Origin of the sequence: Methylobacter sp., assembly GCF_023227905.1 — a bacterium.
Lineage (GTDB): Bacteria > Pseudomonadota > Gammaproteobacteria > Methylococcales > Methylomonadaceae > Methylobacter_A.
Genome location: NZ_JALOCF010000018.1, coordinates 13,811 through 37,909, shown reverse-complemented (window position 1 = coordinate 37,909; position 24,099 = coordinate 13,811). Strand labels below are relative to the sequence as shown.

General features: G+C 50.1%; 25 protein-coding genes. 5 read left to right on the top strand and 20 right to left on the bottom strand.

Annotated features, from left to right (window positions below; translation table 11 throughout):
- Positions 1-18: 18 nt before the first annotated feature.
- From M0R47_RS09430 to M0R47_RS09395, 8 genes are all read right to left on the bottom strand, one after another.
- Positions 19-690 (bottom strand): Fe2+-dependent dioxygenase, encoded by a 672-nt coding sequence (locus M0R47_RS09430; protein ID WP_292553583.1) that lies wholly within the window; start codon positions 688-690, stop codon positions 19-21.
- 194 nt (positions 691-884) lie between these two features.
- A complete protein-coding gene (locus tag M0R47_RS09425; RefSeq protein WP_292553580.1) occupies positions 885-3,029 on the bottom strand; it encodes a TonB-dependent siderophore receptor in 2,145 nt (714 codons plus the stop codon).
- Positions 3,030-3,156: 127 nt separating this feature from the next.
- Entirely contained in the window at positions 3,157-3,441 is a 285-nt protein-coding gene (locus M0R47_RS09420) for a hypothetical protein (RefSeq protein WP_292553577.1), read from the bottom strand.
- A gap of 24 nt (positions 3,442-3,465) precedes the next feature.
- Entirely contained in the window at positions 3,466-3,894 is a 429-nt protein-coding gene (locus M0R47_RS09415; RefSeq protein ID WP_292553574.1) for a biopolymer transporter ExbD, read from the bottom strand.
- The gene (locus tag M0R47_RS09410; RefSeq protein WP_292553571.1) at positions 3,891-4,721 is read right to left on the bottom strand and encodes a MotA/TolQ/ExbB proton channel family protein; all 831 of its coding nucleotides are present in this window, start codon (positions 4,719-4,721) and stop codon (positions 3,891-3,893) included. The genes M0R47_RS09415 and M0R47_RS09410 overlap by 4 nt, the downstream gene beginning before the upstream one ends.
- A 6-nt stretch (positions 4,722-4,727) precedes the next feature.
- Positions 4,728-5,492 carry an energy transducer TonB gene (locus M0R47_RS09405; protein ID WP_292553568.1) on the bottom strand — a complete coding sequence of 255 codons (765 nt, stop codon included), beginning with the start codon at positions 5,490-5,492 and terminating at the stop codon, positions 4,728-4,730.
- Positions 5,482-5,724 carry a hypothetical protein gene (locus M0R47_RS09400; RefSeq protein ID WP_292553566.1) on the bottom strand — a complete coding sequence of 81 codons (243 nt, stop codon included), beginning with the start codon at positions 5,722-5,724 and terminating at the stop codon, positions 5,482-5,484. Before M0R47_RS09400 ends, M0R47_RS09405 begins: the two co-directional genes overlap by 11 nt.
- Positions 5,725-5,978: 254 nt before the next feature.
- Positions 5,979-6,176, bottom strand: a complete 198-nt coding sequence (locus tag M0R47_RS09395) for a hemin uptake protein HemP (RefSeq protein ID WP_366513185.1) — start codon at positions 6,174-6,176, stop codon at positions 5,979-5,981.
- 345 nt (positions 6,177-6,521) lie between these two features.
- Here M0R47_RS09395 and M0R47_RS09390 point away from each other — a divergent pair, with 345 nt between their 5' ends.
- Positions 6,522-7,577 carry an acetate kinase gene (locus M0R47_RS09390; protein ID WP_292553563.1) on the top strand — a complete coding sequence of 352 codons (1,056 nt, stop codon included), beginning with the start codon at positions 6,522-6,524 and terminating at the stop codon, positions 7,575-7,577.
- Between the two features lie 17 nt (positions 7,578-7,594).
- On the opposite strand, the gene M0R47_RS09385 is transcribed toward M0R47_RS09390, so the two are convergent.
- Complete coding sequence (locus tag M0R47_RS09385) at positions 7,595-8,596, bottom strand: AraC family transcriptional regulator (RefSeq protein ID WP_292553560.1); 1,002 nt, start codon at positions 8,594-8,596, stop codon at positions 7,595-7,597.
- A 347-nt stretch (positions 8,597-8,943) separates the two neighbouring features.
- Between M0R47_RS09385 and M0R47_RS09380 the strand changes: the two genes are divergently transcribed.
- From M0R47_RS09380 to smbP, 3 genes are all read left to right on the top strand, one after another.
- Positions 8,944-11,148: a TonB-dependent receptor gene (locus M0R47_RS09380; RefSeq protein WP_292553557.1), complete on the top strand. Its 2,205-nt coding sequence runs from the start codon at positions 8,944-8,946 to the stop codon at positions 11,146-11,148.
- 160 nt (positions 11,149-11,308) lie between these two features.
- Positions 11,309-12,514: an amidohydrolase family protein gene (locus tag M0R47_RS09375; protein ID WP_292553554.1), complete on the top strand. Its 1,206-nt coding sequence runs from the start codon at positions 11,309-11,311 to the stop codon at positions 12,512-12,514.
- Positions 12,515-12,630: 116 nt separating this feature from the next.
- Positions 12,631-12,975, top strand: coding sequence for a small metal-binding protein SmbP (gene smbP, locus M0R47_RS09370; protein ID WP_292553552.1), 345 nt, complete (start codon positions 12,631-12,633; stop codon positions 12,973-12,975).
- Between the two features lie 120 nt (positions 12,976-13,095).
- Here smbP and M0R47_RS09365 read toward each other — a convergent pair whose 3' ends face one another.
- Positions 13,096-13,407 carry an integration host factor subunit beta gene (locus M0R47_RS09365; RefSeq protein ID WP_292553549.1) on the bottom strand — a complete coding sequence of 104 codons (312 nt, stop codon included), beginning with the start codon at positions 13,405-13,407 and terminating at the stop codon, positions 13,096-13,098.
- Between the two features lie 362 nt (positions 13,408-13,769).
- Here M0R47_RS09365 and M0R47_RS09360 point away from each other — a divergent pair, with 362 nt between their 5' ends.
- Positions 13,770-14,456, top strand: coding sequence for a hypothetical protein (locus M0R47_RS09360; RefSeq protein WP_292553546.1), 687 nt, complete (start codon positions 13,770-13,772; stop codon positions 14,454-14,456).
- Positions 14,457-14,535: 79 nt separating this feature from the next.
- Here the strand turns inward: M0R47_RS09360 and M0R47_RS09355 are convergent, their stop codons facing one another.
- The 10 genes from M0R47_RS09355 to M0R47_RS09310 form a co-directional block, all read right to left on the bottom strand.
- Entirely contained in the window at positions 14,536-15,576 is a 1,041-nt protein-coding gene (locus M0R47_RS09355; RefSeq protein ID WP_292553544.1) for an MJ1255/VC2487 family glycosyltransferase, read from the bottom strand.
- Positions 15,573-16,094, bottom strand: coding sequence for a phosphatase PAP2 family protein (locus M0R47_RS09350; protein WP_292553540.1), 522 nt, complete (start codon positions 16,092-16,094; stop codon positions 15,573-15,575). The genes M0R47_RS09355 and M0R47_RS09350 overlap by 4 nt, the downstream gene beginning before the upstream one ends.
- A gap of 168 nt (positions 16,095-16,262) precedes the next feature.
- Positions 16,263-17,060 carry a UDP-2,3-diacylglucosamine diphosphatase gene (locus M0R47_RS09345; RefSeq protein ID WP_292553537.1) on the bottom strand — a complete coding sequence of 266 codons (798 nt, stop codon included), beginning with the start codon at positions 17,058-17,060 and terminating at the stop codon, positions 16,263-16,265.
- Between the two features lie 238 nt (positions 17,061-17,298).
- Positions 17,299-18,105, bottom strand: a complete 807-nt coding sequence (locus M0R47_RS09340) for an alpha/beta hydrolase (protein ID WP_292553534.1) — start codon at positions 18,103-18,105, stop codon at positions 17,299-17,301.
- The gene (locus M0R47_RS09335; RefSeq protein ID WP_292553531.1) at positions 18,098-19,114 is read right to left on the bottom strand and encodes a M14 family zinc carboxypeptidase; all 1,017 of its coding nucleotides are present in this window, start codon (positions 19,112-19,114) and stop codon (positions 18,098-18,100) included. The genes M0R47_RS09340 and M0R47_RS09335 overlap by 8 nt, the downstream gene beginning before the upstream one ends.
- Before the next feature lie 117 nt (positions 19,115-19,231).
- On the bottom strand, positions 19,232-19,744 hold the full coding sequence (gene pssA, locus M0R47_RS09330; RefSeq protein ID WP_292553528.1) for a CDP-diacylglycerol--serine O-phosphatidyltransferase: 513 nt from the start codon (positions 19,742-19,744) through the stop codon (positions 19,232-19,234).
- A gap of 71 nt (positions 19,745-19,815) precedes the next feature.
- Positions 19,816-20,643 carry a lysophospholipid acyltransferase family protein gene (locus tag M0R47_RS09325; RefSeq protein ID WP_292553525.1) on the bottom strand — a complete coding sequence of 276 codons (828 nt, stop codon included), beginning with the start codon at positions 20,641-20,643 and terminating at the stop codon, positions 19,816-19,818.
- Positions 20,643-21,713, bottom strand: coding sequence for a GNAT family N-acetyltransferase (locus M0R47_RS09320; RefSeq protein ID WP_292553522.1), 1,071 nt, complete (start codon positions 21,711-21,713; stop codon positions 20,643-20,645). The genes M0R47_RS09325 and M0R47_RS09320 overlap by 1 nt, the downstream gene beginning before the upstream one ends.
- A gap of 160 nt (positions 21,714-21,873) precedes the next feature.
- Positions 21,874-23,403 (bottom strand): bifunctional GNAT family N-acetyltransferase/carbon-nitrogen hydrolase family protein, encoded by a 1,530-nt coding sequence (locus M0R47_RS09315; RefSeq protein ID WP_292553519.1) that lies wholly within the window; start codon positions 23,401-23,403, stop codon positions 21,874-21,876.
- 266 nt (positions 23,404-23,669) lie between these two features.
- Positions 23,670-24,002, bottom strand: coding sequence for a cupin domain-containing protein (locus M0R47_RS09310; RefSeq protein ID WP_292553516.1), 333 nt, complete (start codon positions 24,000-24,002; stop codon positions 23,670-23,672).
- Between the last annotated feature and the right edge of the window lie 97 nt (positions 24,003-24,099).

Genomic DNA, 24,099 nt, shown 5'->3' with positions numbered 1-24,099 from the left:
GGGTACCCCGGCTTATTGTCAGATGTCCGCCCACATACGCAGCAGGTTATGGTAAGTAGCGACCAGCGGCACAATCTCAGGACTTTCCGGGGCACGGGCTCGAAGGCTCTGGATACCAGCATCGAGCTGAAACAAAAGGCTGCGCTGGGCGACGTCGCGAATCATACTCTGCACCCAGAACACTGCAACATCGCGGTGGCCGCCGGTGATGGCTTCCACCTTGTGCAAGCTGCTTGACGGATACAGCACCAGGCTTCCGGCAGGCAGTTTAATGCGCTGCACGCCGTAAGTGTCTTCGATGACCAACTCCCCGCCTTCATATTCGTCCGGCTCGGACAGGAACAGCGTTCCCGATACATCGGTGCGAAAAGTCGACACGCCGACGCGGATCGCATTGTCGACATGGATGCCAAACTCCATGCCCGGAACATAGCGATTAAACAGCGGCGGGCAGACTACTTTCGGCAAGGCCGCGGATACAAACAGCGGATTGCAATGCAAGGCATTATGAACGATCTCGGTCAGCACTTGCGTCTCCGCCGCCTTCGCAGGCAGTTGCAGGTTGTTTTTTACCTTGGCGGCCAGCTCGCCTGCGGTGACCCGGCCATCAACAAATTGCGCTTTGGCGAATAGTTCTCGCGCACCGGCGAGTTCTTCACCTGTTAAAACATTTTCAATGGCAAGTAGCATGGTGATCCTCTGTTTGTGACGTGGCTGCGATCGGGTTCTGCGTTGTGTTTAAAAAATTTAAAATTCAAAGCAAGCTTTGAACTCCTGTAGCCGGATTTTCTGGAGTCCAAAGCTTGCTTTGGCGTCAAGTCGCGTTGGATAACATTTCTCTCTGCTGCTTTTCGTGGACAAAATTTAGTGTATTCAATTGCACATCAATATTTCACCCGCAACGTCAGCTGTCCCGACAGCGGCGTCCCCGGCAAGGCCGTATTGGTTTGTCCGGATTCGTAATAGACCTTATCCAGCAGGTTGAACGCATTGGCCTGGATGTCCAGGTATTTGGTCGGATGATAAGACACGGTTGCATCAAGGCGCGCATAGCCGGGCAAGGTCACTTCATTAACCGCATCGGTGAAACGCGAGCCGGACATAAACACGCCGCCGCCTACGTCCCATTCCGGGGTGATCTTGTAACTGGTCCAGACTACGCCGCTGTTTTCCGGCACATTCACCGAATTCTTGCCTTCGAGCGACTTGGATTGCCCGCTGACCGATCCTGTGGCGCTGTTATTGGATTTAACCACTTCGGCATCGAGATAAGCGTAAGTCGCCGAAAGGCTCCAGTCAGGCAGAATGTCTCCGGCCAATCCTAACTCGAAACCGTCGGTCCGCTGTTCTCCGGCCAGAATATTCCGGGTAGGATCGCTAGGATCGGCTGTCCGCGCGTTGGTTTTTTCCAGCCGGAATAACGCGCCGGTCGCGCTGAGTCGTCCGTCAAAAAGGTCCAATTTGGCGCCGATTTCCAAATTCTGGCTCTGCTCCGGTTTCAGGTTGGCGGTATTGCTGGCGAGGGAAAAAGTTTCCGCGGAAGGATTGAACGATGTGCCGTAACTGAAATAGTACGCCTGCCAATTTTTCGGTTGCCACACCAGACCGGCACGCGGGTTCCATTGGTGATCGGTACGCTCGAAATCATTGCTGTTAAGAAGATTGTCGTTCTGTTTCGCCTGAAAAACATCGTAACGTCCACCGGCAAGCAGCTTCCACTCGGGCGTAATCTCGAACTGATCGAGCACGTAACCGGCAACGGTATTGGTTTTGGTGTTTCTGTCGGTTGCCAGTACGCCGGAAAAATCGTTGGCGCGGCCCAAACCTACAGTTGGCGCTGATATGGGGTTATAGATGGACACCCGGCTGACGCCGGTCGAGTTTTTAGACCGGAAGGTATAATCTTCCCAGCCGACTTCCGCGCCAAAAAGGAAGGTATTGTTAAAACCGAACAGCGGTTTTTTGAAGGTGAAGTCGGTCTGGTTGTAATAATTTTCTTGCGGGCTTTCGCGCAATGCCTGGGTTCGGGCTATTGTTGCTGTCGGGCCGGTATTGGAGGCCGACCCTGAAAACAGCAATGTGCGATAGCTGCGATCATAATTGCCGTATCGGGAGGTATTCCGCACTGAAAAATCCGAGTTAAAGCGGTGGTTGAATATCGCCGTCACTACCGAGGTATCGTAAGTTTGCAACAGATCATCCTTGAAACCGTAGAATTGGTTGACAGGCACGTTGGCGGGCTTTCCGCCGACCATCGGCACGCCATAGTCGAACACGCTGTCCTCTTCCTGATGCATCAGCATCAGAGTCAGATCGGTGTCCTTGGTGATGTCGAACTTGACCGACGGCGCGACGCCCCAGCGGTTGGTGTAATTGTAATCGCGGAACGAATCGGCATCCTGGTACAGTGCGTTGAGCCGCACGGCGATGCTGTCGGTCAGTTTTGTTCCGGCATCCAGCGTGGTGCGCTTGAAGTCATAGTTACCGTAAGTAAAGTCCGCGGTGGCGAATGACTTGCCCATGACCGGCTTTTTGGCAATCGGGTTGATAACGCCGCCGGTCGAGCCGCGCCCGAACAGTACCGAAGACGCGCCTTTCAGCACTTCGACGCGGTCCAGGAAAAAAGTGTCGCGAGCGTACTGGCCGTTTTCCTTGACGCCGTCGAGATAAGTGTCGGAGTTTGCTGAAAACCCGCGCAAGGTGATCGAATCGCCGGTACGCCCGCCCTCGCCGGCGGCAATGGTCAGCCCGCTGACATTCTTCAGCGCATCGCGCAGGTTAAAGGCATTTTGCGATTTGACCAACTCCTCTTTGACTACGCTGACGGATTGCGGAATATCGCGTATGGCCGCTTCAAACTTCAGTCCGGTGCTGGATGTATCGGCTTTGTAGGCGGGTTCTTTTTCAGCGGCGGCCTTGACTTTAACTTCGGGAAGTACCGGTTGAGCAAGCTCCGCACCTTCGGTATGCGAAGCGTTCAACAATGCGGCAATAGCCAGCATCAGCGGCCGGTTCTTGTGATTTTTCATAAATATCTCGCTTTTGTGTATAGCTTGTTGCTGGCTGGCTGGTCACACAAAAGGCGATGGCTGGCTGTTTTTTTATTTGGACGGAATTACCTTTCCGCTTTGCTTGAATCGAGGGCTAGTTATGAAGTTATTTCGCGCTCGATTCTAGGCCGAATTCATAAGGCTGAATAAAATCATTAAGCTGGTGTTGAATTCTTTGCGGATGCCTTGGGTTGTTTATATGGCAGTTAAGCCATGTCCTTGAATAGGCGGCATACTTTTCCTGCTTATTTTTGGATGTAGTTAAATTGCCAAGCAAACGATAATACCGGGAAATGAGCAGAGCAATGCAAGGATATTGCAGGGCTTCATACTGAGTTTTTAAATGTTCGACAGCCATTAATAAGGTCTCTTGCTGATCTTTTTTAGACATGATAATTCCTTCCGATATGCGGTTTTATTTCTTTAGATTCGGATCGGTAACGAAGCCCAGTTTTTCTATTCCTGCGTTTTGTGCAGCGGACATTACCATGGCTAATTGTTGATAGTTTGTGGTTTTGTCGGCGCGTAAATGCAGTTCGGGTTGGGGCTTTTTTTGCGCTTCCGCCGCCAATCGCGAGTCAAGCTCAATTTCTGCAAGGGGCGCATCGTTCCAAAACAGTTTGCCTTCCGCATTCATCGACAGGGTGACGATGTCGGGTTTTTCCGGATTGGCTTGGCTGCCCGCTTGCGGCAGGTCGATTTTGATCGAGTGGGTCAGCAGCGGTGCGGTGATGATGAAAATCACCAGCAGCACCAGCATGACGTCAACCATCGGCGTGGTGTTGATTTCCGCCATCGGTTGCGTATGACGGTTATCGCCGCCGAAGCCGCCTGAGCCGATCATAGCGACACCTCTGCTTGGAGAGAATTTGCTTGCGGAGCGCCGGATGAGGGCCGGGCAGGGACGGCCTGGCTTGAATTTTCCGACGGTAGCGTTTCGGTAATTTGCAGAGCTGCCAGCGGTACGCCGGTGGTCAGGTAGGTATGTAGATCGTGGGCGAACGTTTCCAATTCGCCCATTAGCAGGCGATTGTCGCGCACCAGGGTGTTATAGGCGAGAACCGCCGGGATGGCGACTGCCAGGCCGAATGCGGTCATGATCAATGCTTCGCCGACCGGGCCTGCCACTTTGTCTACCGTGGCTTGGCCGCCGACGGCGATAGTGCCGAGCGCATGATAAATGCCCCAGACGGTGCCGAACAATCCGATAAAAGGAGCGATACTGCCTACTGAAGCCAACAAGGTCAGTCCTGTCTCCATCTGCATGGCTTCCTGGCCGATAGTCCGGCGTAGCGCCTGGGCAATAAATTCATCATGGTGCGAATGTTCCTGCAACGCAGTAGTTCCGTCATCCCTTACCCGTTCGGTGTAGCGCTTGTGATGGTCGGCAGCGCTGATGCCTTGCAGCGTAAGGCGCGCAAACGGGTTTTCCGCTTTTTTCAAATCCTCGCTCATGACCGCTGCCATTGACGTCAGGGTTGACGACGAGGCCTGCCAAAATCGTGTTAAAAAGGCTGCGCTGCTGTTTTTTAAACGCCGTGCCTGTAGGGCTTTGATGACCATTAAACTCCAACTGCCTATGGACATGGCTAACAGGCCTGTTGCAACGATAATAGAAACTGCGCCGCCCTCAGTGATGAATTTCAGGTTGTCTAATAGATATGCTTGCATGATGACTTATCCTTCTAATGAAAATCTGATCGGTACAACGACCGATGCACTAACCGATTGTTCGCCGCGTTTGGCGGGAACAAATTGCCATTTTTTGACGGCTTCCAGTGCGGCCTGATCGAGACGGTTTGAGCCGCTGCCGGTTTGCAGTTCTACGGATTCGGCTGCGCCGTCCGCTGTTACCTGTACGCGTAATAGCACCAAGCCTTGTTCACCCAGTCGCCGCGACACTGACGGATATTTCGGGGCAGGGTTATTGAGATAAGCCGCGTTGAAGCTTGGCGACTGATAGGTTTGCGTATCTGCGGCTTTGGTATTCGTTGGCCTCGCTTGTGCTTCGGCAGCAGGGGAGCTTGCCGGGGTTGTGGGCATGGGAGGCTGCTCCACAGACGGGGCGGCTGGAAGACTGGCCGGTTTTATGATCGGTACCACGGGTTTACTGACCGGTGTTTTGACTGGCTTCTTGATTGGTTTATGCTGCTGTTCTACCGGCTTGGCGGGTGGTAATGTCGGCTTTTGCGGCGCTGCCTGCGGCGCACTCAGCAAGCTGACCATGATCGGTTCCGGCATGGTCTCAAGCGGCAAAGACTGCTGTGGTCGTGCCAATGCCGCAAAAACCGCCAGATGCGCGCACAGCACCAAGCCTATCGCAAGCCATGGGCGGTCGCTGATAGGCTTGGCGCCACCATAGCTGATATTTCCTAGTGCCGGAGCGGGGCGGTTTTCCAGAAAATAAAAGGCGGCTGTCGGAAAGAACATTTTAGTGAACACGGCCGATCCTTATTTGAGTGTTGTCATTTGCCAATGACCCATTTTGAATCTGGGCAAGACGAACCTTGGCGTGGTTTAAGACTGAGCTAAGCAGGTGTAACGATTCGTAATTGGTGCGTATCGTCGATGTTCCCAAATTTATCTCCAGTGTGCCGCAATCCGGACAAAATGCCACGCGGCAATCGCCGTTACCGGAAAGGCTCACTTTCTTATGCCGTTTATTTGAGTTCATAGGTTTCACCATCCAAATATCAGGCAGCATAAAATCTGCCGAAGCTGTTGTGTACAGTGTTGAGACGGCACTAGCTACTTGCAGTGCGCGGCTTTTAACATTGGCTGGCTACCAATACCTGGGCGTATTGGATGGCTGGCTATTTATTTTTACTTGTTGCACTTTATTGTCGGCATGCTCAATCATCACTATCAGAAGGAGAGAGGACTGCAGTTAAGAAAAAAGCCTGCCGACAATAAAGTGCAAAAACTAAATTATTTGGTCAGGATTAGTTTTCCCTGACGGGTCAAACGTAAACGGTATTCCTCACCGGCGTGTTCTATAACAACCTCGTTCGCGGTACCAAATAGCTCCGCGCTTTGTAAGCGCTGCCTTAAAACCGGCGTTATGTCCTGCTTTACAGAAGGCGTCATGTCTAATGGTTCGAGCGTAATGAAAGGTTTTTTATCCATGGATTAAATAATAATGATTATCATTTGGCAAGTCAACACTTGTTGATAATTATTCTTATTTGGAGCGGGCAAACAGTCATAGAGATGATGTGCTCGTTGTCCAGGCATTGATGTTATTTCATGCTGAATTAAGAAAAGCTGTTTAGTTATTATCAATATGGACACACTTGAGTTAATTAGCTCGCAGCAAGGCGCCCTGGCTTGATCATTTCAGGAAATATGTGAGTAAATGTATAAGTGTCGCTTTAAGCAGTGATTAATCTGCATTGCTAATTGGCTGTTATACGGATGATACAGTGAGCGGACTCTAAAGCGGGAGTTAACTATTTAACTGGAGGTGGCAAATTGAGCTACTCGATTCTTACCATCAACAGCGGCTCGTCTTCGCTGAAGGCGAGCCTGTTTTCCGCTGACGGATCGCGGCGGAATTTTCGCTATGGGCATGTGCATGACCAAGGGGAAGTATTCGACCGGTTGCTGCTGGATCTGGCGGGTGAGAAGCCGGAGCGGGTGGGGCACCGTTTTGTCCATGGCGGCGATATTAGCGATCAGGCAAGACAGGTTGATGCGGCCGAACGTTCCCGGCTGCAAGGGCTGATCGATCTTGCCCCGTTGCACTTGCCGGGCAATCTGCTTGGCCTGGATTTGTGCCGACAGCATTTTAATGTGCCGCAAGTCGTCTGCTTCGATACGGCTTTTCATGCCACCCTGCCCGAGTTGGCCAAACGACTGCCGATTCCGGGCGAGCTTGGCTTGCGCCGCTTTGGCTTCCATGGGCTCAATTACGCCTACATCGCCGACACCCTTGCAGGAATTTTGGGCGACGCGGCTTATAGAAAGGTTGTCGTCGCGCACCTGGGTAGCGGTGCAAGCCTGTGCCTGATGGACAACCTGAAATCTGTAGACACCACGATGGGTTACACTCCGGCGGGCGGTATCCCGATGGGAATGAGAAGCGGCGACCTTGATCCCGGCGTGATGTTGGAGCTGGCGAAGCGATATGATCAGGAAGAATTGAGTGATGTGGTATTTCACAAGATGTGGCTGCTGGCCTTGTCTTCGGGTGAAAGTTCGGAGATGAGCAAGCTGCTTTCCAGCCATAGCGAACCCGCAAAATTTGCCGTCGAGTATTTTTGCCGTCAGGTGAGGGCGGCGATAGGCGGCTTTGCGGCCAAGGCGGGCGGCATTGATGCGCTGGTTTTTACCGGCGGCATAGGCGAGCATTCCGCCGAAGTTCGGGAAAAAATCTGCGCTCCACTGGAGTTTCTTGGCTTCGCCCTGGATCAGTCAGCCAATCGCTCAGGGGACAACAAAATCGGCCGTCCGGGTTGCAAGCCGGTGCTGATTGTCCCGGCTGATGAGGAAGTCATGATTCGCAATCTTTGTCTAGGGATGCGCTGAACAGCTAGTATTTCAGCTTATCCGCTTACATCAGCGTCAACCGGCGGTTGAATAGTTACCTCAGTGCTTTTGCCGATAGTCTTAGGCGAAACGCCGAAATGTTTTATAAATGCGGCGCTGAAATTGCCGGCATGGTTGTAGCCGACCAAGTCTGCGGCAACACTGACTTGGCACTGTCTCGATTCCAGCAACTGATAGGCATGATTCATCCTGATTTCCAGCAACAAACCGTAAGGCGTGTTATTGAAAAAATGGTGAAATAATTTTTTTAGTTTGAATTGATTGGTTCCTGCCCGTTTCGATAGCTCTGCTACTGACGGAGGATTTTTAAATTCATGGAATAGAATATCCCGGGCCGATTTCGCAATGGCGGCGTCTTTTTGATTGAATCCCGATGAGTTCGGGCGCTTGTGTTCAGACAGATGGCTTAATTCATACGCCAGCAGAGACATGGCATGTCCATGCATGAATATCCGCTTGGTTTCCCTGGAGTCGTCGCAGTTTAATAATTGTTGCGCCGCATACAAGGCCTGGGGAGAGATAGGCTGATAGTTGAGCAGCTGAGTGCCGCTTTTGCCGAACAGCTGTGCCGCCTTGTTTTCGCCAAAGTAGCGGTCCAGCCAAGTTTTATTCAGTGCGAAACGAAGCTGCATAGTGGGCTTGTGGGCTTGGTAGTGGCGCTCGCCGACGCTTGAGCGGAGGGTTGTGATCGATGTGTAGCCTTCGCTAAAAACAAGTTCATCGCCGCTATTGCCGGCAAAACGGGAATGTCCTTTCAAGCTTAACGTAACCATCAGGCGCGGCTCCTGATGCTCTATCCGGCTTAAAACAGCCAAGTCTTTGGACGGCGTGTAGCGGGTTTCTATGTAGCTCAAGTCCTGGTCAAGCTGGAATATTCTTGACTGCCCGACACCTAAATCTTCCGGTAACGATTGCTGCGAGCAATCTTTTAGCTGATGAAATTGCAGCTCGTCGCTGCTTATGCGCCAACGCCTCGCTGTTGCTTGTGTTGTTTCCATGATTATCCTTGGCTGTAAAACTCCAGGTTATTAAGCACAAACCGGGCCTTGACTTGTTAACGTATTATTTTCATGGCGTTAATGGTTTTTGGAGGCAGTAAAAAAGATACCGATGTAAAAAAGTGCGTCATATCACACGCTAAATAAGTAAAACCGGAGCATATCGCGCAATCCTACTTTTGGCATAAGAAATACTCCTTTTGCCATATGAATGCGCGAGGAAATCGCTGACGGTATTAGTTAGTATCTTCGGGCTGTATTCGAGCCGAATCCAGGCGTCGATTCGGTTCGAATAAAAAACTCTCAGCCAATGCTGAGGCGTATTTCTTTACTACGTTGGAATCATTATGAAGCGCTTACCCTTCAATCGGCCTGTTACGCTTTTACAGTTAAGCGAGCCCTTATTTGTTCTCTTTTTATTGTTTAATTCCGGTTCTGCTGCGGCGAAAGAGCTGCCAAAGATAGTCAAAGCAAGACAGGAAATACCGGAGAAACAATCGAATATCGAGCTTAACACCCTGGTGGTGACGGAAAAAAGCGATCAAAAGCTTGCCGCCGCCAATGCCGAAGTTGAGCGCTCGCCGGGTGGCGTCAGCTTGGTCGACATTAATGATTTGCATGATCGTAACGTTTCCAGCGTAGCGGATTTTTTTCGTTATGTCCCCGGTGTTTGGGCAGCCAGCCAAAGCGGTAATGACGAGGTGTTTTTTTCCAGCCGCGGTTCTAATCTGGATTCCACTAACTATGACCAAAACGGCATTAAGTTTTTGCAAGACGGTTTGCCGGTCACGGCCGCCGACGGCAATAACCATAATCGTATCATCGACCCGTTGGCGGCGAGTTTCGCAACGGTTGCACGCGGCGGCAATGCGTTTAAATACGGGGCCAGTACCTTGGGCGGAGCGGTGGATTTTACCTCGCCCACTGCCTATAACAGCCCGGCGGCCAGGCTCGCCTTGAGCGGCGGCAGTTTCGGCCAATTTCTCGGGCGCGGAACGGTGAGCCGGGTTTTCAATGACAGTTTTGACGGCTTGCTGACGGTCGAAGGCAAAGAATGGGACGGTTATCGCGCCCACAACAAGCAGGATCGCTTCGGTCTTTACAGCAACTTCGGCTGGCAAGTTTCCGATTCCGTCGTTAACCGTACCTTTGTCAGCTACATTAAAAATGACCAGCAGTTGCCGGGGCAGCTGACTCGGGCGCAATTCGATGCCGACCCCAACCAAGCCAGCGCCCAGGCTATCGGCGGCAATTACCAGTTAAATACCGAGACCGAGCGCGTCGCCAACAAAACAACCTGGACGATTGACGATAAAAGCTCGCTCGAAGTCGGCTTTTCGTTCGAAAACCAGCAGCTTTATCATCCGATAGTCGACAAGGTGATGGTCGATTTTGACGGGGCCGGGCCTATGGCGCCGCAGGAGGTTTTCAGTATGCTGGTGGATTCCAATCAGCAGGACTGGGGTAGTTCAGCCCGCTACAACCTGCGCCTGGACAATCATGACTTATTGCTGGGCGTGAATTACGGCACCAACTCGGAAACGGGCGGTAATTATCGTAACGACGGCGGCAGGCGCAACGGCCAGACTAATCGAATTACCAAGGATGCCGAGACTATCGAAATCTTTGCCCAGGATCACTGGCACATTACCGATAAATGGACGCTGACGCCCGCTTTGCAAGGCGTATTTGCCCATCGCGAAGTCGATAATATCGGCATTAACCCGGTCACCAACGCGTTGACCGGAACCAACAGCCATCCGAATGCCGACTATGCCGGTATTAATCCCGGTTTGGGCTTGATGTACAGCCTGAGCAAAAACGCCAGTATTTACAGCAATGTCAGCCGCTTATACGAGCCGCCGACTAACTATAATTTAGCCGATAACACCATCACCACCGCGGGCGATCCGGCTTTAAAGGCAATGGAAGGCACTTCGGTCGAAATAGGCACGCGAGGCAAGCAAAACTTCGGTAACTTGAATCATGTGATGTGGGATCTGTCGCTGTATTACGCATGGCTTAACAAAGAAATCCTGTCCGTTTCGCCGACGCCGGGGACGAGTCTGGCAAAGAATTTCGATAACACGATCCATGCGGGCGTTGAGGGCGTTGTCAGTGCCAAGCTGGCGCTTGACCAGAAAGGCACGCATGCTATCGAGCCTCTGCTGAGTTTTACTACCAACCATTTCAAGTTCGATAACGATAGTGTTTACGGCAACAACGATTTACCGGCGGCTCCCGATTATTTCTTGAAAGGCGAGGTTCTTTATCGCCATGCCGACGGCTTTTTTGCAGGGCCTACTTTTGATGTAGTGGGCAAGCGTTGGGGTGATTTTGCCAATACTTACAAGATCGATGCTTACGGCCTGCTGGGTATGCGTACCGGCTGGTCTAATGAGCATTACAAGGTGTTTCTCGAAGGCCGGAACTTGCTCGATAGCCAATACGTCGCCAGCCATAATGTAATGGACAGGGCGGCGGCAACCGACCCGATGTTAAACGCCGGCGCGCCGTTGTCTTTTTATGGCGGCGTGGAAATCAGCTTTTAAAGGATGAAAAATGATGAAACGCGTGATCATGAATATGTTTAGGAACGCGCATGAAATAATGTCCACAACTTATCCTATCTCCCTTCGAGAAAGGGTTGGAGTGAGGAGAGAAAAATGCCGGGTTATTCCGTGCATATTCCTTAGCCGGAGCGGGTTTCTGTTGTTTTTAGCCTTGGCAGTCATTGACTCGCCATTGGCCGTTGCGCAGGAAACGGGGCAAACACCTGTTCTGATCCATGCCGCACGGGTTTTCGACGGCAACGACATTAAAAGCAATGTCTCGGTATTGGTAGTTGGTGGGGTTATCGCTCAAATCGACCGCCGCGAAGCATTCAAATCCGCTCATGCCAAAGTCATTGATTTGGGCGATGCAACCCTGTTGCCGGGTTTTATCGAATTGCATGCCCATCTAGCCTTTCAACAGGTTGCCGCCGATACCGTTCTAAAGCACGGCATCACTACGGTTCGGGATGTAGGCGGGCCATTGCACCGGCCTTATGGCGGCGACGGCAGCTTGCGCGTATTGACTTCGGGGCCGATTATTACCGCGCCCGGTGGTTATCCGATTGCGCAGTTGGGGGCTGAAAATATCGCCATAGCCGTAGCCACGGAACAACAAGCGCGGGAGGCTGTCGGTAAGCTTATAAACGGCGGCGCGGTGGTGATTAAGGTCGCGTTGGAACCGGGCGGCGAAGCGGGTGCGCCTTGGGTTTCAGAACACCATCATGTCGGTGCAAAACACGGCAATCCGCATCGCAAAGCTTCCGATGCAAAGAAGGCTTGGCCGCTATTGCCGATAAATATTGTCAGGGCGATAGTCGATGAAGCCCATAAACAGGGGCGTAAAGTGACAGCGCATATAGGCGAGGCAAGCGGTACAAGGATTGCTATTGATGCAGGCGTCGATGAATGGGCACATATCCCATGCAGCGTCATTCCCAAGGCATTGCTGAAAAAAGCGGTGGCGCAAAACGTAAAAACAATCACTACGCTGGATGCCTTATCGAAATGCCCCGGCATTATTGACAATGCCCGCGCCTTGGCGGCATTGGGAGGAGAGTTTTTATACGGCGCTGAAATTGCGCACCCTGACATTCCCTGGGGCATCGATGCGCAGGAGCTTATCGCCATGATGCACGTAACCGGCATGCAAGCTATAGAGGTCTTGCGTAGCGCGACCTCGAAATCAGGCCGGTATCTGAATAGTCCGTTGTTGGGGACCCTGCAACCCGGAGCGCCGGCCGATATGATTGCGGTGAAAGGCGATCCTGCGCAGAGCCTTAAAGCACTGGAATATCCCGATCTGGTCATGTCGGGCGGCAAAATTGTTGTAAACAATTTTGAGAGGAGCGTAAACATGCCGTAACTTACATAACATCCGGAATGAGTTACACTAACTTCAGCCGTAATGCTAAAGCGTCCCCGATGACGATAGCTATTACGGTGATCTGCCATATTAATTAACTACTTAAGGATATTCTCATGAAATTAAAATTTATTGTTGTATTAATGGGCGCCCTGGCTCTTGGTTTAAGTTCCCAGGCAAATGCTACCGAGCATCATACAGCGCAAGCGCTGGAGCATTCGGCTATGGCTACGGCTCATGGGCAAGACGGTCATGCCGACCAACTGCTTAAGCATGCGGAAGAAGGTTTAAAACATGCAGAAGCGGCGGAAAAAGAACATGCCGAAGCGCATGTGCACATGACTGAGGCTGTGAAGCATTTAAAAGAAGCCATCGATCATGCTAAAAAAGGCCATGCGGATGTCGGTACCAAGCATACCGAAGAAGCCATGGTCCACATGCGCCAATCTATCGGTCAATAATTAAACACTGTAATGATTAACGGCGGCCGGGAACTTTTCCGGCCGCCGTTTTACGTTGCAATCTTCTTCAAACCTCATACGGAGACTGTAGTCATCCGTTCAAGCCGCTTTGATTTAAAGCTAGACTTTTTGCTTAATCCGATAAACCGTTCTTAACAGATCGACTCTCTGGCGTAATTCTCTGCCCGGTTTGAAATAGGGCGAATATCGGGGCGGCAAGTTTAATTCAGCTCCGGTTCTGGGGTCTCGACCGGTAAAAGGCGGGTGGTAATGCAGGGAGAAACTGCCAAAGCCCCTGATTTCTATTCTATCGTTAGCCATCAGTGCCTTGCTCATCTGCTCGATTATACAGGCAACCGCCAATTCCACATCTTTCCGCTGCAAATGCGGACGCTTTTTAACCAAAATATCAATAAGTTCTGATTTAGTCATATTGGATCCTGTGCTTGTTTAAAAGTCATTTGTTCGGCCAAACGGGATGATGTGGCATATGCCCTGTTTTTCTGTGTGAAATGCCACGATAAGCCGTTTAATGATTTGTTTAAGTCCGGTTTTCATGCGGTTTTGGAGTGTTTTTCATCGTGCAAACCAAAACATGCAGCACATACCGTGCCATTTTCTGCGTCTTATTGTCGCGCGACAATAAGACGCATTTTCAAGGCAGATTTCATTTATTAGACTAATTGCAACTCTTGAGATCATTCCCTTGGATAAAGGGAATTAGAGTTTAGTTATCCTTCCTCTTTGTGCGGCCGGCAGCTCTGGCCGCATTTTTTTAACTTACAGGTGGAATCATGAAACGGAATTACCAAACTGATGTATCCTGCACTATTGATGATCAAGATTTGCTCAGGCAAATCGCCTACCACGAGGCGGGTCACGCTACCGCCATTTATCTTTACAATAAACAGAAACAATTGCCGCCCGTTTACTTTCACATCACTATTAAGGCAGTCGATCAACAGCAAGGCAACACTCAGGGCACCCGCTTGGCTTGTGACCATTTTGCCGCCGCCGTGGAAGGTGGCCGCTTGATTCATAGCCTGCCGGTTGCGTTAATTGAAAGCGCCCATTATTTCTCAGATGCTGATCAAGACGCGTATCGGACCGCTTTTGAAGCGGATATGATCAATCTGATGATCGGGCCTCTGGCGGAAGCAAAGTACGTCGCTTTACGCGATAATGAACAGTTCAGTGCCCGGCTGGTTAACATTGATGCCTTGCGCCATTATGGCGGCACATCCGATCTTGAAAAGGTTTATGAATATCTGGACAGTTTTATCGCGGCTGGAAACCGGCACGAAGAAAAAATGGCTGAGCTGTTTAATAAGGCCTTTCAATTTATAAGCTCGCCTGCTCACTGGAAGGCGATTGAGCGGCTGGCCGATTATATTCTTAACAACAAGGAGAATATAATCAGTTGCGAAGAAGCGATTGTGGTGCTGGATGAAAAAATTATCGCGCCATATTTGAAGTGCTAGTGTTTTGCCGGACAAAAGACAAAGGGCTTAGTCCGGTTTGCGCGTATGGCAACCTTTATAGTCGGTTATAAAGATTGAGCTACTGCTTAACGCGTAACACTTCCACGGTATTCCAGACGGATTCTATAAAATCCGTGTCCATTTTCGGCATCCCGTCCTGTATCCATTGCACCAGCACTTTAGCGATATTGGGGTAGGTGATATGGATGGCATGGTCGTCATGCAGCCAATGATCAATAACGGCTGTATCCATACTCTGCATAACATGCCCGTAGCCTAACTGCTGTAATGCAGCGGCATTGGAGATTTGCTCCATTTGCGCATGCAACGGTTTAGCCAGGATTTTTTTGCCCAGTTGCAGCGCTTCGCTGGCCAGTTCGAACCCGGCATTGCTGATAATGCCTGCACAGTCGTATAAATCTTTCAGAAAACCGTCACGCGACAACGAATTGCAGACGATATGCTCGAATTCTGATGGAACCGGTTCCGGCGCATAAACATGAAACTGGAAATTTTCAAACTGTGACAAAAGCCGGACCACTTCATGCTGGTCTTCAAAAGGCAGATACACAATGATCTTGTTTTTGATGATAGTTTGGGGCGTTTCCGGCGTATCGATAATCGGCGGCAAAATAGGCTGTCCGAAATGGTGCCAGTGCAAACCGACCCCATTATCGACAGGGGCAAAATATTTTATAACCCGGTCGGCGATAGGGTCCGATCCCTCTCTGGGGATTTTATGATTAAAGGCATATTGGTGTCCGATGCCCAAAACCGGCTTTTTTTGGCTTTTTGCTGCCCAGGCGGTGACCGGCTCAAAATCGCTGATCACGAGGTCATAGCCGCTCAAATCCAAGGATTTTATATCCTTGATGAAGGTGATGGGTTTGGCGTCAAGCGCCGTTTTAAGGTAACTGACTTGTCCTTTCTCGGTATGAAAGGTTAGGCCGGTGCGTAACTGATAGCCGTTGAAGACTTCCATGTCGAAATACTTATCCGCAGAGCGGCCGGAAAATTGAAAGGTCACGTCAATCCCGGCGGCGTAAAGCTCTTTTGCCATTAGCCGTGCGCGCGTGATGTGGCCGTTTCCGGTGCCCTGTACCCCGTAAAAAATTCTCATATGATGAAGTGCCCCAAACTAAATAGTGCTGTACCGATTCCCAAAATAGCGTCAACCAAGGTATCGGTCGGAAAATGCACACCCAGAACCACTCGGGAGAAACCGACCAATGCCGCCCAGCAATAAAGCGGGATCATTAAAGGCATGCAATAAAAGCCAAGCAACGTCGCCATCATGAAAGCGGCGGAGGTATGGCCGGATGGAAAACTGAATTGATCCGAAGGGGTAATGATGCTGCGGAAGTTTTGCAGAGTTGCTTGCGGCCGGTTACGCCTCAGACTGTTTTTCAGTACAAAATAGAGCGGCCTTTCGATGACAAAGGCCAACAGGATCGCTTGCAGGAATGGGCTTAAGCCTTCACTCCAATATAACAAGCTTCCGATAAACCCATACAACGGGCCATCGCCGGTTTTTGAGATATGGCGAGCCGATTTGGTCAAAGTGGCGTGCATCCGGGCATTGATCAGCCAGGTGAACAGGCTTACGTCGTATTTATGGATGGAATAGAGCAGTTTCATTTCTTTATCCTCTTGGAAGAAGCCCTGCAAAAGCCGATAAAGACCGTTTACAGAGGTGAAAATCTAGGATTTTCCATTTACTCTTTATCCCTAGCCTACGGGGCAAAGACTAAAGCTCTTTTGTGACAAGGAAATGAACGTTTGTTTAAGTTTTCGTGACAAATGAGGTCAAGCCGCCTCTGCATAGCCTGGTTGCGGCTCAAGCTGCCGATCCAGCAATTGGTGACTTTCTTCCAGCCAGCGGACTATGGAAAGCTGTCCTGTTCCATCTTCAACCAAGGCAGTGCAGCTTTCGACCCAGTCGCCGCAATTGCAGTAGGTTTTGCCGAATTCCATGTCGGCAATGTCGGCATGATGGATATGCCCGCAAATAACGCCGTCCACCTGCCGTTTTTGCGCTTCCAGGCTCAGGATGTGCTGATAGTTATCCATGAAGCTGATGATGTTTTTGACCTTGTGTTTTAAAAACGCAGAGATGGACCAGTATTTGTAGCCCATTTTTGAGCGCAGGATATTCAGCCAGCGATTGACGTACAACAAGGCTTCATAAGCTTCGCCGCCGATGTAAGCCAGGTTTTTGTTGTGACAGACGATGCTGTCGAATTCGTCGCCGTGCAGCACCAGGAACTTGCGGCCGTCCTGGGTGGTATGGACGGCATTCAGTTGTATATCGATGCCGTTAAAATGCATGTCGGCATGTTTTCGAAATTGTGCGTCATGATTGCCGGGTATATAAATGACGCGGGTGCCTTTTTTAGCCTTGTCGATGACCCGTTGCACGATGTCGCTGTGCAGGGCAGGCCAGTAAAAGCCGGACCTGAATTTCCATAAATCGATAATATCGCCGACCAGGTATAAATAGTCGCACTCAACGCTGTCGAGAAAATCCCTGAGCTGTTCGGCCTTGCAGCCTTTAGTGCCAAGATGAGTGTCTGAAATCCAGATTGAACGATATTTCAATGCCATGGTACCCGCCTCCAACAAGTTACGATGAAGGCTAAAATACGCTTGGATTATTACAGGAAGTTAACTGTTTGATGACAATTACATGAATTTAAAAGACTATCACCACGAAGCCAAAAGTAGGCGCCTCTAGGCGACACGAAGATCACGAAGCTTATTTCTTCGTGTCTCGGCAATTGCTCCTGCATTGCTAAACCACAGGGATGTGGCGAATGCAGAAAACGCAGGAGCGGTTTTCTGCCTACCTCCTGCATCCATGTAGTCGTTCGTGGTGAGTAAAAGACTTTTGATCCAACCAATCTTTCAGCTGCGACACCACCCAGGCGCCGTCATCCAAGGTCAGGTCGTGGCCCGCCCAGAGATGGCGGCGAAGTTCCAATTGCCATTTTTTGTGTATCGATTCCGAGCAGGCTGGCGCTACCAAGCGGTCGCCCAATCCGTTTAATAATAAAACCGGCTGCCTGGGTTTTATGTCGCCGGGCCGATAGCTTGCAGCCGCTATCATCTGGCGGACGCTGTTTTTAAGGTTGATTGGGCGTTCGGTTTGTATCTTTTCCCAAGCATTGGTTAGTTGCTTACGCTGAGTGCGGCGGTTGCTGGTCAGCTGCAAAATCCCCGATTCCCGTTTATGCAGGTTGCGCGTCATCGCCAAGGCAATAAAGCTCCTATAACTTTGCCAGCGCAGCCGTTGGTAAAAAGGACTCACATCGGCAAAGCTGGTATTCATCAGGACTGCGCCGCAAATATCTTCGGGATAGCGGCGCATCCATTCCCAAGCGACCATCGCCCCCAGCGAGAGCGCCAGAATCGTTACCGGTTGTTGTAAAAGTCCATTATTAAGAGCATGACGGCGTATGCTGTCGGTGATAGTCTTGATCGAACTTGGGCTGGTCTGCTGATAAAAACAGCCGGTGCCGGGCAAATCCAGCATCGTTATCCGAGCCTGCGGAAATGCCGATTGCAAGAGCGGAATAAAATCTCCCCAATGTCCCGACTCGCGCGCCAAGCCTCTAAGCAGAATCCAGTTTTGTCCCAGCGCTTTATTCATACCAAAGACCTAAGGCTTTTTTTTCATAAGCCGCCTTTTGTTTTGGCTTAAGTTGCGTCCATTGCTGGGGATACAAAAGACTCCGGTGCAGAAAATCGAACAGCATGAAATGCCTCCGGAAAATCCGCTGCTGGCGGTGCGGCAGCAACGGATGAAACAAGCCATGCCGGGAGAATAGATGCATCGGGCTCTTGCGCAGCCAAAGCCATGAACCCATTTCCAGCGTCAGCGGCAGAAAGACGCGTTCGGCTTCAAACCGTTGCACAAAGTCATCGAACAGGTAATCCCACAGGTCGCCGTTAATCACATATTCCAGGCAGGTCGGTTCGATCCGGTAGATATGATGTTGATAGCAGCGGTCGAACAGTTCTTTTAGGGCCAGCGTTTCGGCAATAAAAGCAAACGGAGTAAGTCGTGAAGCATACGGAAACCATAACCGATCCTGAATGCCGAATCCTGAGTGCAAATCCAGCGCGATAGACAAAGACGAGTTGAACAGGTGTTGGTCGACAACGCGGCACAAGGCTTGCGCTTCTTTTTCCATGTTGGCTGCATCGCCGCGATACCAGGGCAGGCGGGGCGTGATGCGGTGACCGCTGAAAATGCGGGTGGCGCCCACGCCTTCGACGGGCGAGTTGCGCATTAAATCGACGCCGTTGCCATTGCAGCGCGTGCCCAGATAAACGCCGACCGGGTTAACGATGGGCACAAAAACCAGCCGGGATTTTTCAAGCCGGGCCAGAAATTCCTGATCCCAGTCCAGCAACTGGCTGATGGTCTCCATATAAGACAGGACCACTTCGGAACCTATCTTCTCCAAGCCATGCACGCCGCCGAAAAAGGCCAGTACAGGGACATCGGGCCGAGTTGAGCCCAGCGTAATGCAATGAATGGGGAACTCATGGTTTTGGTATTGAATCCGTTCAACCACTTCAGTCTGTGCCCGGTCGCCTAATTGCTCAATAATGCGTTCAAGTTGTTCGAGTTCAGGGAATTTAATAGGGGTCATAAAAAATAATCAGCCGTTTTTGTCCATGAAAATCACTACATCCTTATACCCGGGAAACAGGCCGCAATAGCAATTTTTTATACTGGTTTTATTCGCTGTAGGAGGTTCAGAAATGGATCAGAATATCCGCGATACTTTAAAAGTTGAAATCATAAGCAAGCCCTGAATTAAAAAAACTATCGGCCAATAATTCAGGCTTTGCGGGAAGCTGCCAAAGAGCAGAAAAAGCGCCGGAAATAGCACGCCGTTCACGGTAATAGGCACGCCTTCAAAACCGGCTCCTTCGGAAATATTGTAACGGGCCAGCCGAAGCATGCCGCAGGCGACAAAAAACAACGCGACGGCGATGCCTAAAACACCGGGAGAGCTTAATGAATAAAACAACAAGGCAGGAGCAACGCCAAAAGAGACCAGGTCGGACATGGAATCGATTTGTTTACCGAAAAGATTCTTTTGATGCAGCAGCCCCGCTATTTTTCCGTCAAGCACATCAAACACCACGGCCAAAAACAACAGCAACGCGCTCAAATCAAAAAGGCCGTCAATCGCCAGCAAAATCGAAACGATGCCGCAGCACAGATTGCCAACAGTAAAAATATCAGCAATTTTCATTAGACTTAGAATTTTCATGTCGCACCTTGTGGTTAACGTTAATACTGTTGCAAGCCTATAACAGACTCGGCAGGATACATGGCATGTCGCTACGATTGTGCTTTTGAGTTATACGATTCCCCGCGGGATAATTTCAAAATACTGCGGGTTCGAAGCATCTGCGGTGAACATTTGGAAATTTTTCTTTCTATCATGTCTCTTGCTTCAAGGCTGACGGAATGGCGGTTTTTTCCTGAGCTGTTAATCACAGGAAGAAAGTTAAGCCGCACCTCGATCTTGTCCAAGGCCAGCATCCTGATTAAATGCGGCACAAAGGCATCGTCGCCGACAAAAGGCGCGAGTTCTTGAGCTGCGCCGTGGTATTGAATAGCTACAGGTTGAATAAGCGATCGGGTCAGCAATGCAGGCTGAAACAGGGATGCATGAAAATGCAGGACCTCATCGCCCTTGGTTGTGGTTCCTTCAGGGAAGGCGATGATGCTGCTATTCTGCTTTAGGGACCAGACCATTTTTTCGGCAGTCTCCTTGATATGCTGTTTATTGCCGCGACGGATAAAAATGGTGCCGCCCTGTCTGGCCAGATAGCCGATGACCGGCCAGCTTGAGATATCGCTCTTGGCGACAAAATAAGCGGGTAAATATTGACCGATAACGATGATGTCCAGCCAGGAGATGTGATTGCCGACCAGGATGGCGCGTTTTTTCGGTAGCTCGCCTTCCTTGATGATATGCAGGTTAACAATGGCGCTGAACCATTGTAGCCAGCGGGTCTTGAGAGCATCTCGCCTGGTTTTGGCTTCGCGAGCCGAATATAAAAAATTAAGTGCGGGAAAAATACCCGCAGCGATAATTAGCCCGTTGATAAACAGGATGACGATCTGAAAAAGCTTATAGTACAGCCGTATTTTCGATTTCATTACCAGCCTGCGCCGTGCATTGCTTCCGGCATGCTTGCGGCATGCGCATCATCCCGGTCGGTTACCGCACCAATTCCAGACTGGCCTGCGGCATACACGCCATCCCTGGAGATCGCCACGCCAGTTCCAGACTGGCCTGCGGCATACACACCATCCCTGGCGATCGCCGAACCTGTTCCAGACAGGTTTTCGGCATACACTCCATCCCTGGAGATATAATTCCTCATGTAGTGTTTGCTGTAGCGGGCTTGCAGTTGGTCGAGCGGCAGTAACATGAATAGATCCATGCAATTAAAGTCTTTATCCCAGCAAGGTTCGCCGCAGACCATAGCGCCGAAACGGAAATAAGCTTTCAGCAACGGTGGAATGCCGGATTCGTCCCGCTCGCATCTTAATTCGTGGGGCACTTTGATGCTCGGGCTGACGTGGAGAGAAGAGGGCGCGATGTTTTTGATATCGATATTCCGATAAACCTCATTAATGGCGAAGCCGTTGGGGCCTGGAGTAATGCTGGCGCAGCCGATTAAATAATTAAACTGTCCTTCAAGCGCGTACTGAACCAGCGCAGACCAAAGCGTTGTTAAAACAGCACTGCCGCGATAATCAGGATCAACGCAAGTTCGGCCTATTTCCAGAAAGCGGCCTGGCAATGTTAATACTTGGTCCAAATGGAATTCGCTTTGAGAATAAAACCGGCCTAATTTTTCCGCCTGATCTTGATTAAGCAGACGCGTATAGCCGACTATTTTTTTATTGACGTTGTCGTACACAATTAAGTGATCGCAATAGCTGTCAACTTCATCGTAATCCAGACCTTCCGATTCGGTTTTAAGCTTGGCGCCCATTTCCTTGGCAAACACACGGAAACGCAAGGCCTGGGCTTCTTTTATTAACTTTTCTGAATTTGTCTCCGAGCTAGTTCCCGACTGGCCTGCGGCATACACTCCATCCCTGGAGATCGCCGAACCTGTTCCAGACAGGTTTTCGGCATACACTCCATCCCTGGAGATAACAAAACATTCCAAACGTTTGGCTGGCTTGGCCGGTATTGCGGGAGCTATTTTTTTCATGGGTATCCACAGGGTTAAATAAAGATGCGGATACCTTAATAAACAAAGATGTCAGTTACGTGTCGAGTTCATGAACATCAAATGACAGAACGGTTAAGTTTTGATGACAAACTATTGGCGGTTTTGTTGGTTAATCAGACGGCGCTAAACTTGTACGATCTTAAAACCACTCTAAACGATACAAATCCGGACGTCTGTTTGCCAGATTACGGGCGGCGCCGCGGGTGCGGACCTGCTTTAATAAATCCAGATTAACATCGGCAATTAAGGTCATTTCGGTGTTGGGAGTGGCTTCCGCCAAGATCGCATCGTGCGGGAATGAAAAATCGCTCGGACTGAAAATGGCCGCTTGCGCATATTGGATGTCCATGTTTTCAGCATACGGCAGATTGCCGACACTGCCGGTAATCGCCACAAAACATTCATTTTCGATTGCACGTGCATGAGAGCAATAGCGTACGCGTTGGTAGGCATTCTTGGTGTCGGTCCAGAACGGTACGAAAATTATTTGCGCGCCTTGAATAGTCGCCAAGCGGGCCAGTTCGGGAAACTCTGAATCGTAACAGATCAATACCGCTACTTTTCCGCAATCGGTGTCGAACACTTTTAATGCGTCGCCGCCTTTAACGCCCCAGCAAGCGACTTCATCAGTCGTAACATGAATTTTGTACTGGGCTTCAAAAGTGCCGTCGCGCCTGAGCAGCCACGATACATTATAAAGTTCATGTGCACTGTACTCGGGCATGGAACCGGCAATAATATTGATATTGTAGGACATGGCTTTTTCCAATAAGCCATTGCGAATTTCACTGGTAAATCCCGCTAAGGCGCGAATGGCATCGGGAGGGCTTTTGTGATTGAACAAACCCATCAGCGGAGCGCTCATATATTCGGGAAAGAGCACAAAGTCGGCATGGTAACCGGCGACCGCGTCAATAAAAAATTCGGCATGCTTGAGTAATTCTTCAACGCTGGTCAACGTTCGCATCTGCCATTGCACAACGCCTAAACGGATGATGCTTTTGGAGTCGCCGATGGAGGGTGTGTTTTCTACGTAATCAAGATTGACCCATTCAAGCAGCGTCGCATAGCCTTTGGAGTCGGCATCTACGGGAAGATAACCGGTCAATACCTTGCGGACATGGAAGCCGTTAAACAGTTGGAATGAAAGTACCGGATCATGAATTTCCCGGTTTTTGACCTCTTCGATATAACGTACCGGCGTTAGCGTGTCTGCGTATTTGGCATAGCCGGGAATCCGTCCGCCCGCAATAAAACGGCGCAGGTTCAGGTTCCGGCATAATTCCTTGCGCGCATCGTACAATCGTCGGCCTAAGCGCAGCCCTCGATACTTCGGGTGAACAAAAATATCGACGCCGTACAGGGTGTCGCCATGCGGATTGTGATGAGTCAGATAACCGTTGCTGGTAATTTGCGCGTAAGTATGGACATCGCCAAAGCGGGCATAATCAACGATCATGCTTAATGCAGCGGCCACTAACTGGCCATTATCTTCAATGACAATCTGCCCTTCGGGAAAGCGGGCGATTTGGGATGTGTACTGGTCTTTCGTCCAGGCGCCGCCCAAATTATCGTAGACATGCTCCATTAACACAGCAATATTATCGTAATCATCAAGAGTAAGATGCCGAAGTAGAAGCTTATGTTTTTTGATCTTGTCTTTTCTCATAGCTCAGGAATATAACTTGGCTTTTTGACGGATTTATTACAATGAGCCAATTTATTCCTTTCAGGTGGGTAAATGAATCCGTGTAACCGCTTATTTCCAGAGGCTTAAAATGAGCGGTGATATAAGCCGCTGAATTGGTTTCAGCGATGCAGAAAAATAAAGCTTAGAATCCCAAACAGCTTGGCTGGGGCTTATTTAAGCGAACACGAGAGGCTTTGAGATTGAAACGCCGCAAGATATTAGCGGCGGCTGTTTGTGGCAAAAAATCAAACGTGCAGATGGGTAGCCAGCCAGACAGTGTGAAGATCGGGCGGAGTCCATTCAACCCGGTGTTTGGTGTGGGCAGGAATCAGCAGATAATCACCGGCAGTTAAGTGAAAGTTGCGATTGCCTTGTTCGTAACGGAGAATCGCCTCTCCCTGAAGCAGTAGTATCCATTCATCCCAATCCTGATCGTACCATTGCCCTGCCGGAGTCATATGTCCCTGCGATATAATGCGCTCAATTTGTATATTATCCTGTTTGAAAATGCACTCGATAAGCTCTTCCGGTAACTGATGGGGTATGTTTTCAAAAATGTTGGAGTTGGTAGGGTTCATCTAAGTCGATAGCGGGTTGGATTTTATGGATTCAAGGACAAAACGGTATTGTATAATAGCTGTTTTTGTGGCGTAGAGACTCTGCAAATGACGGAAA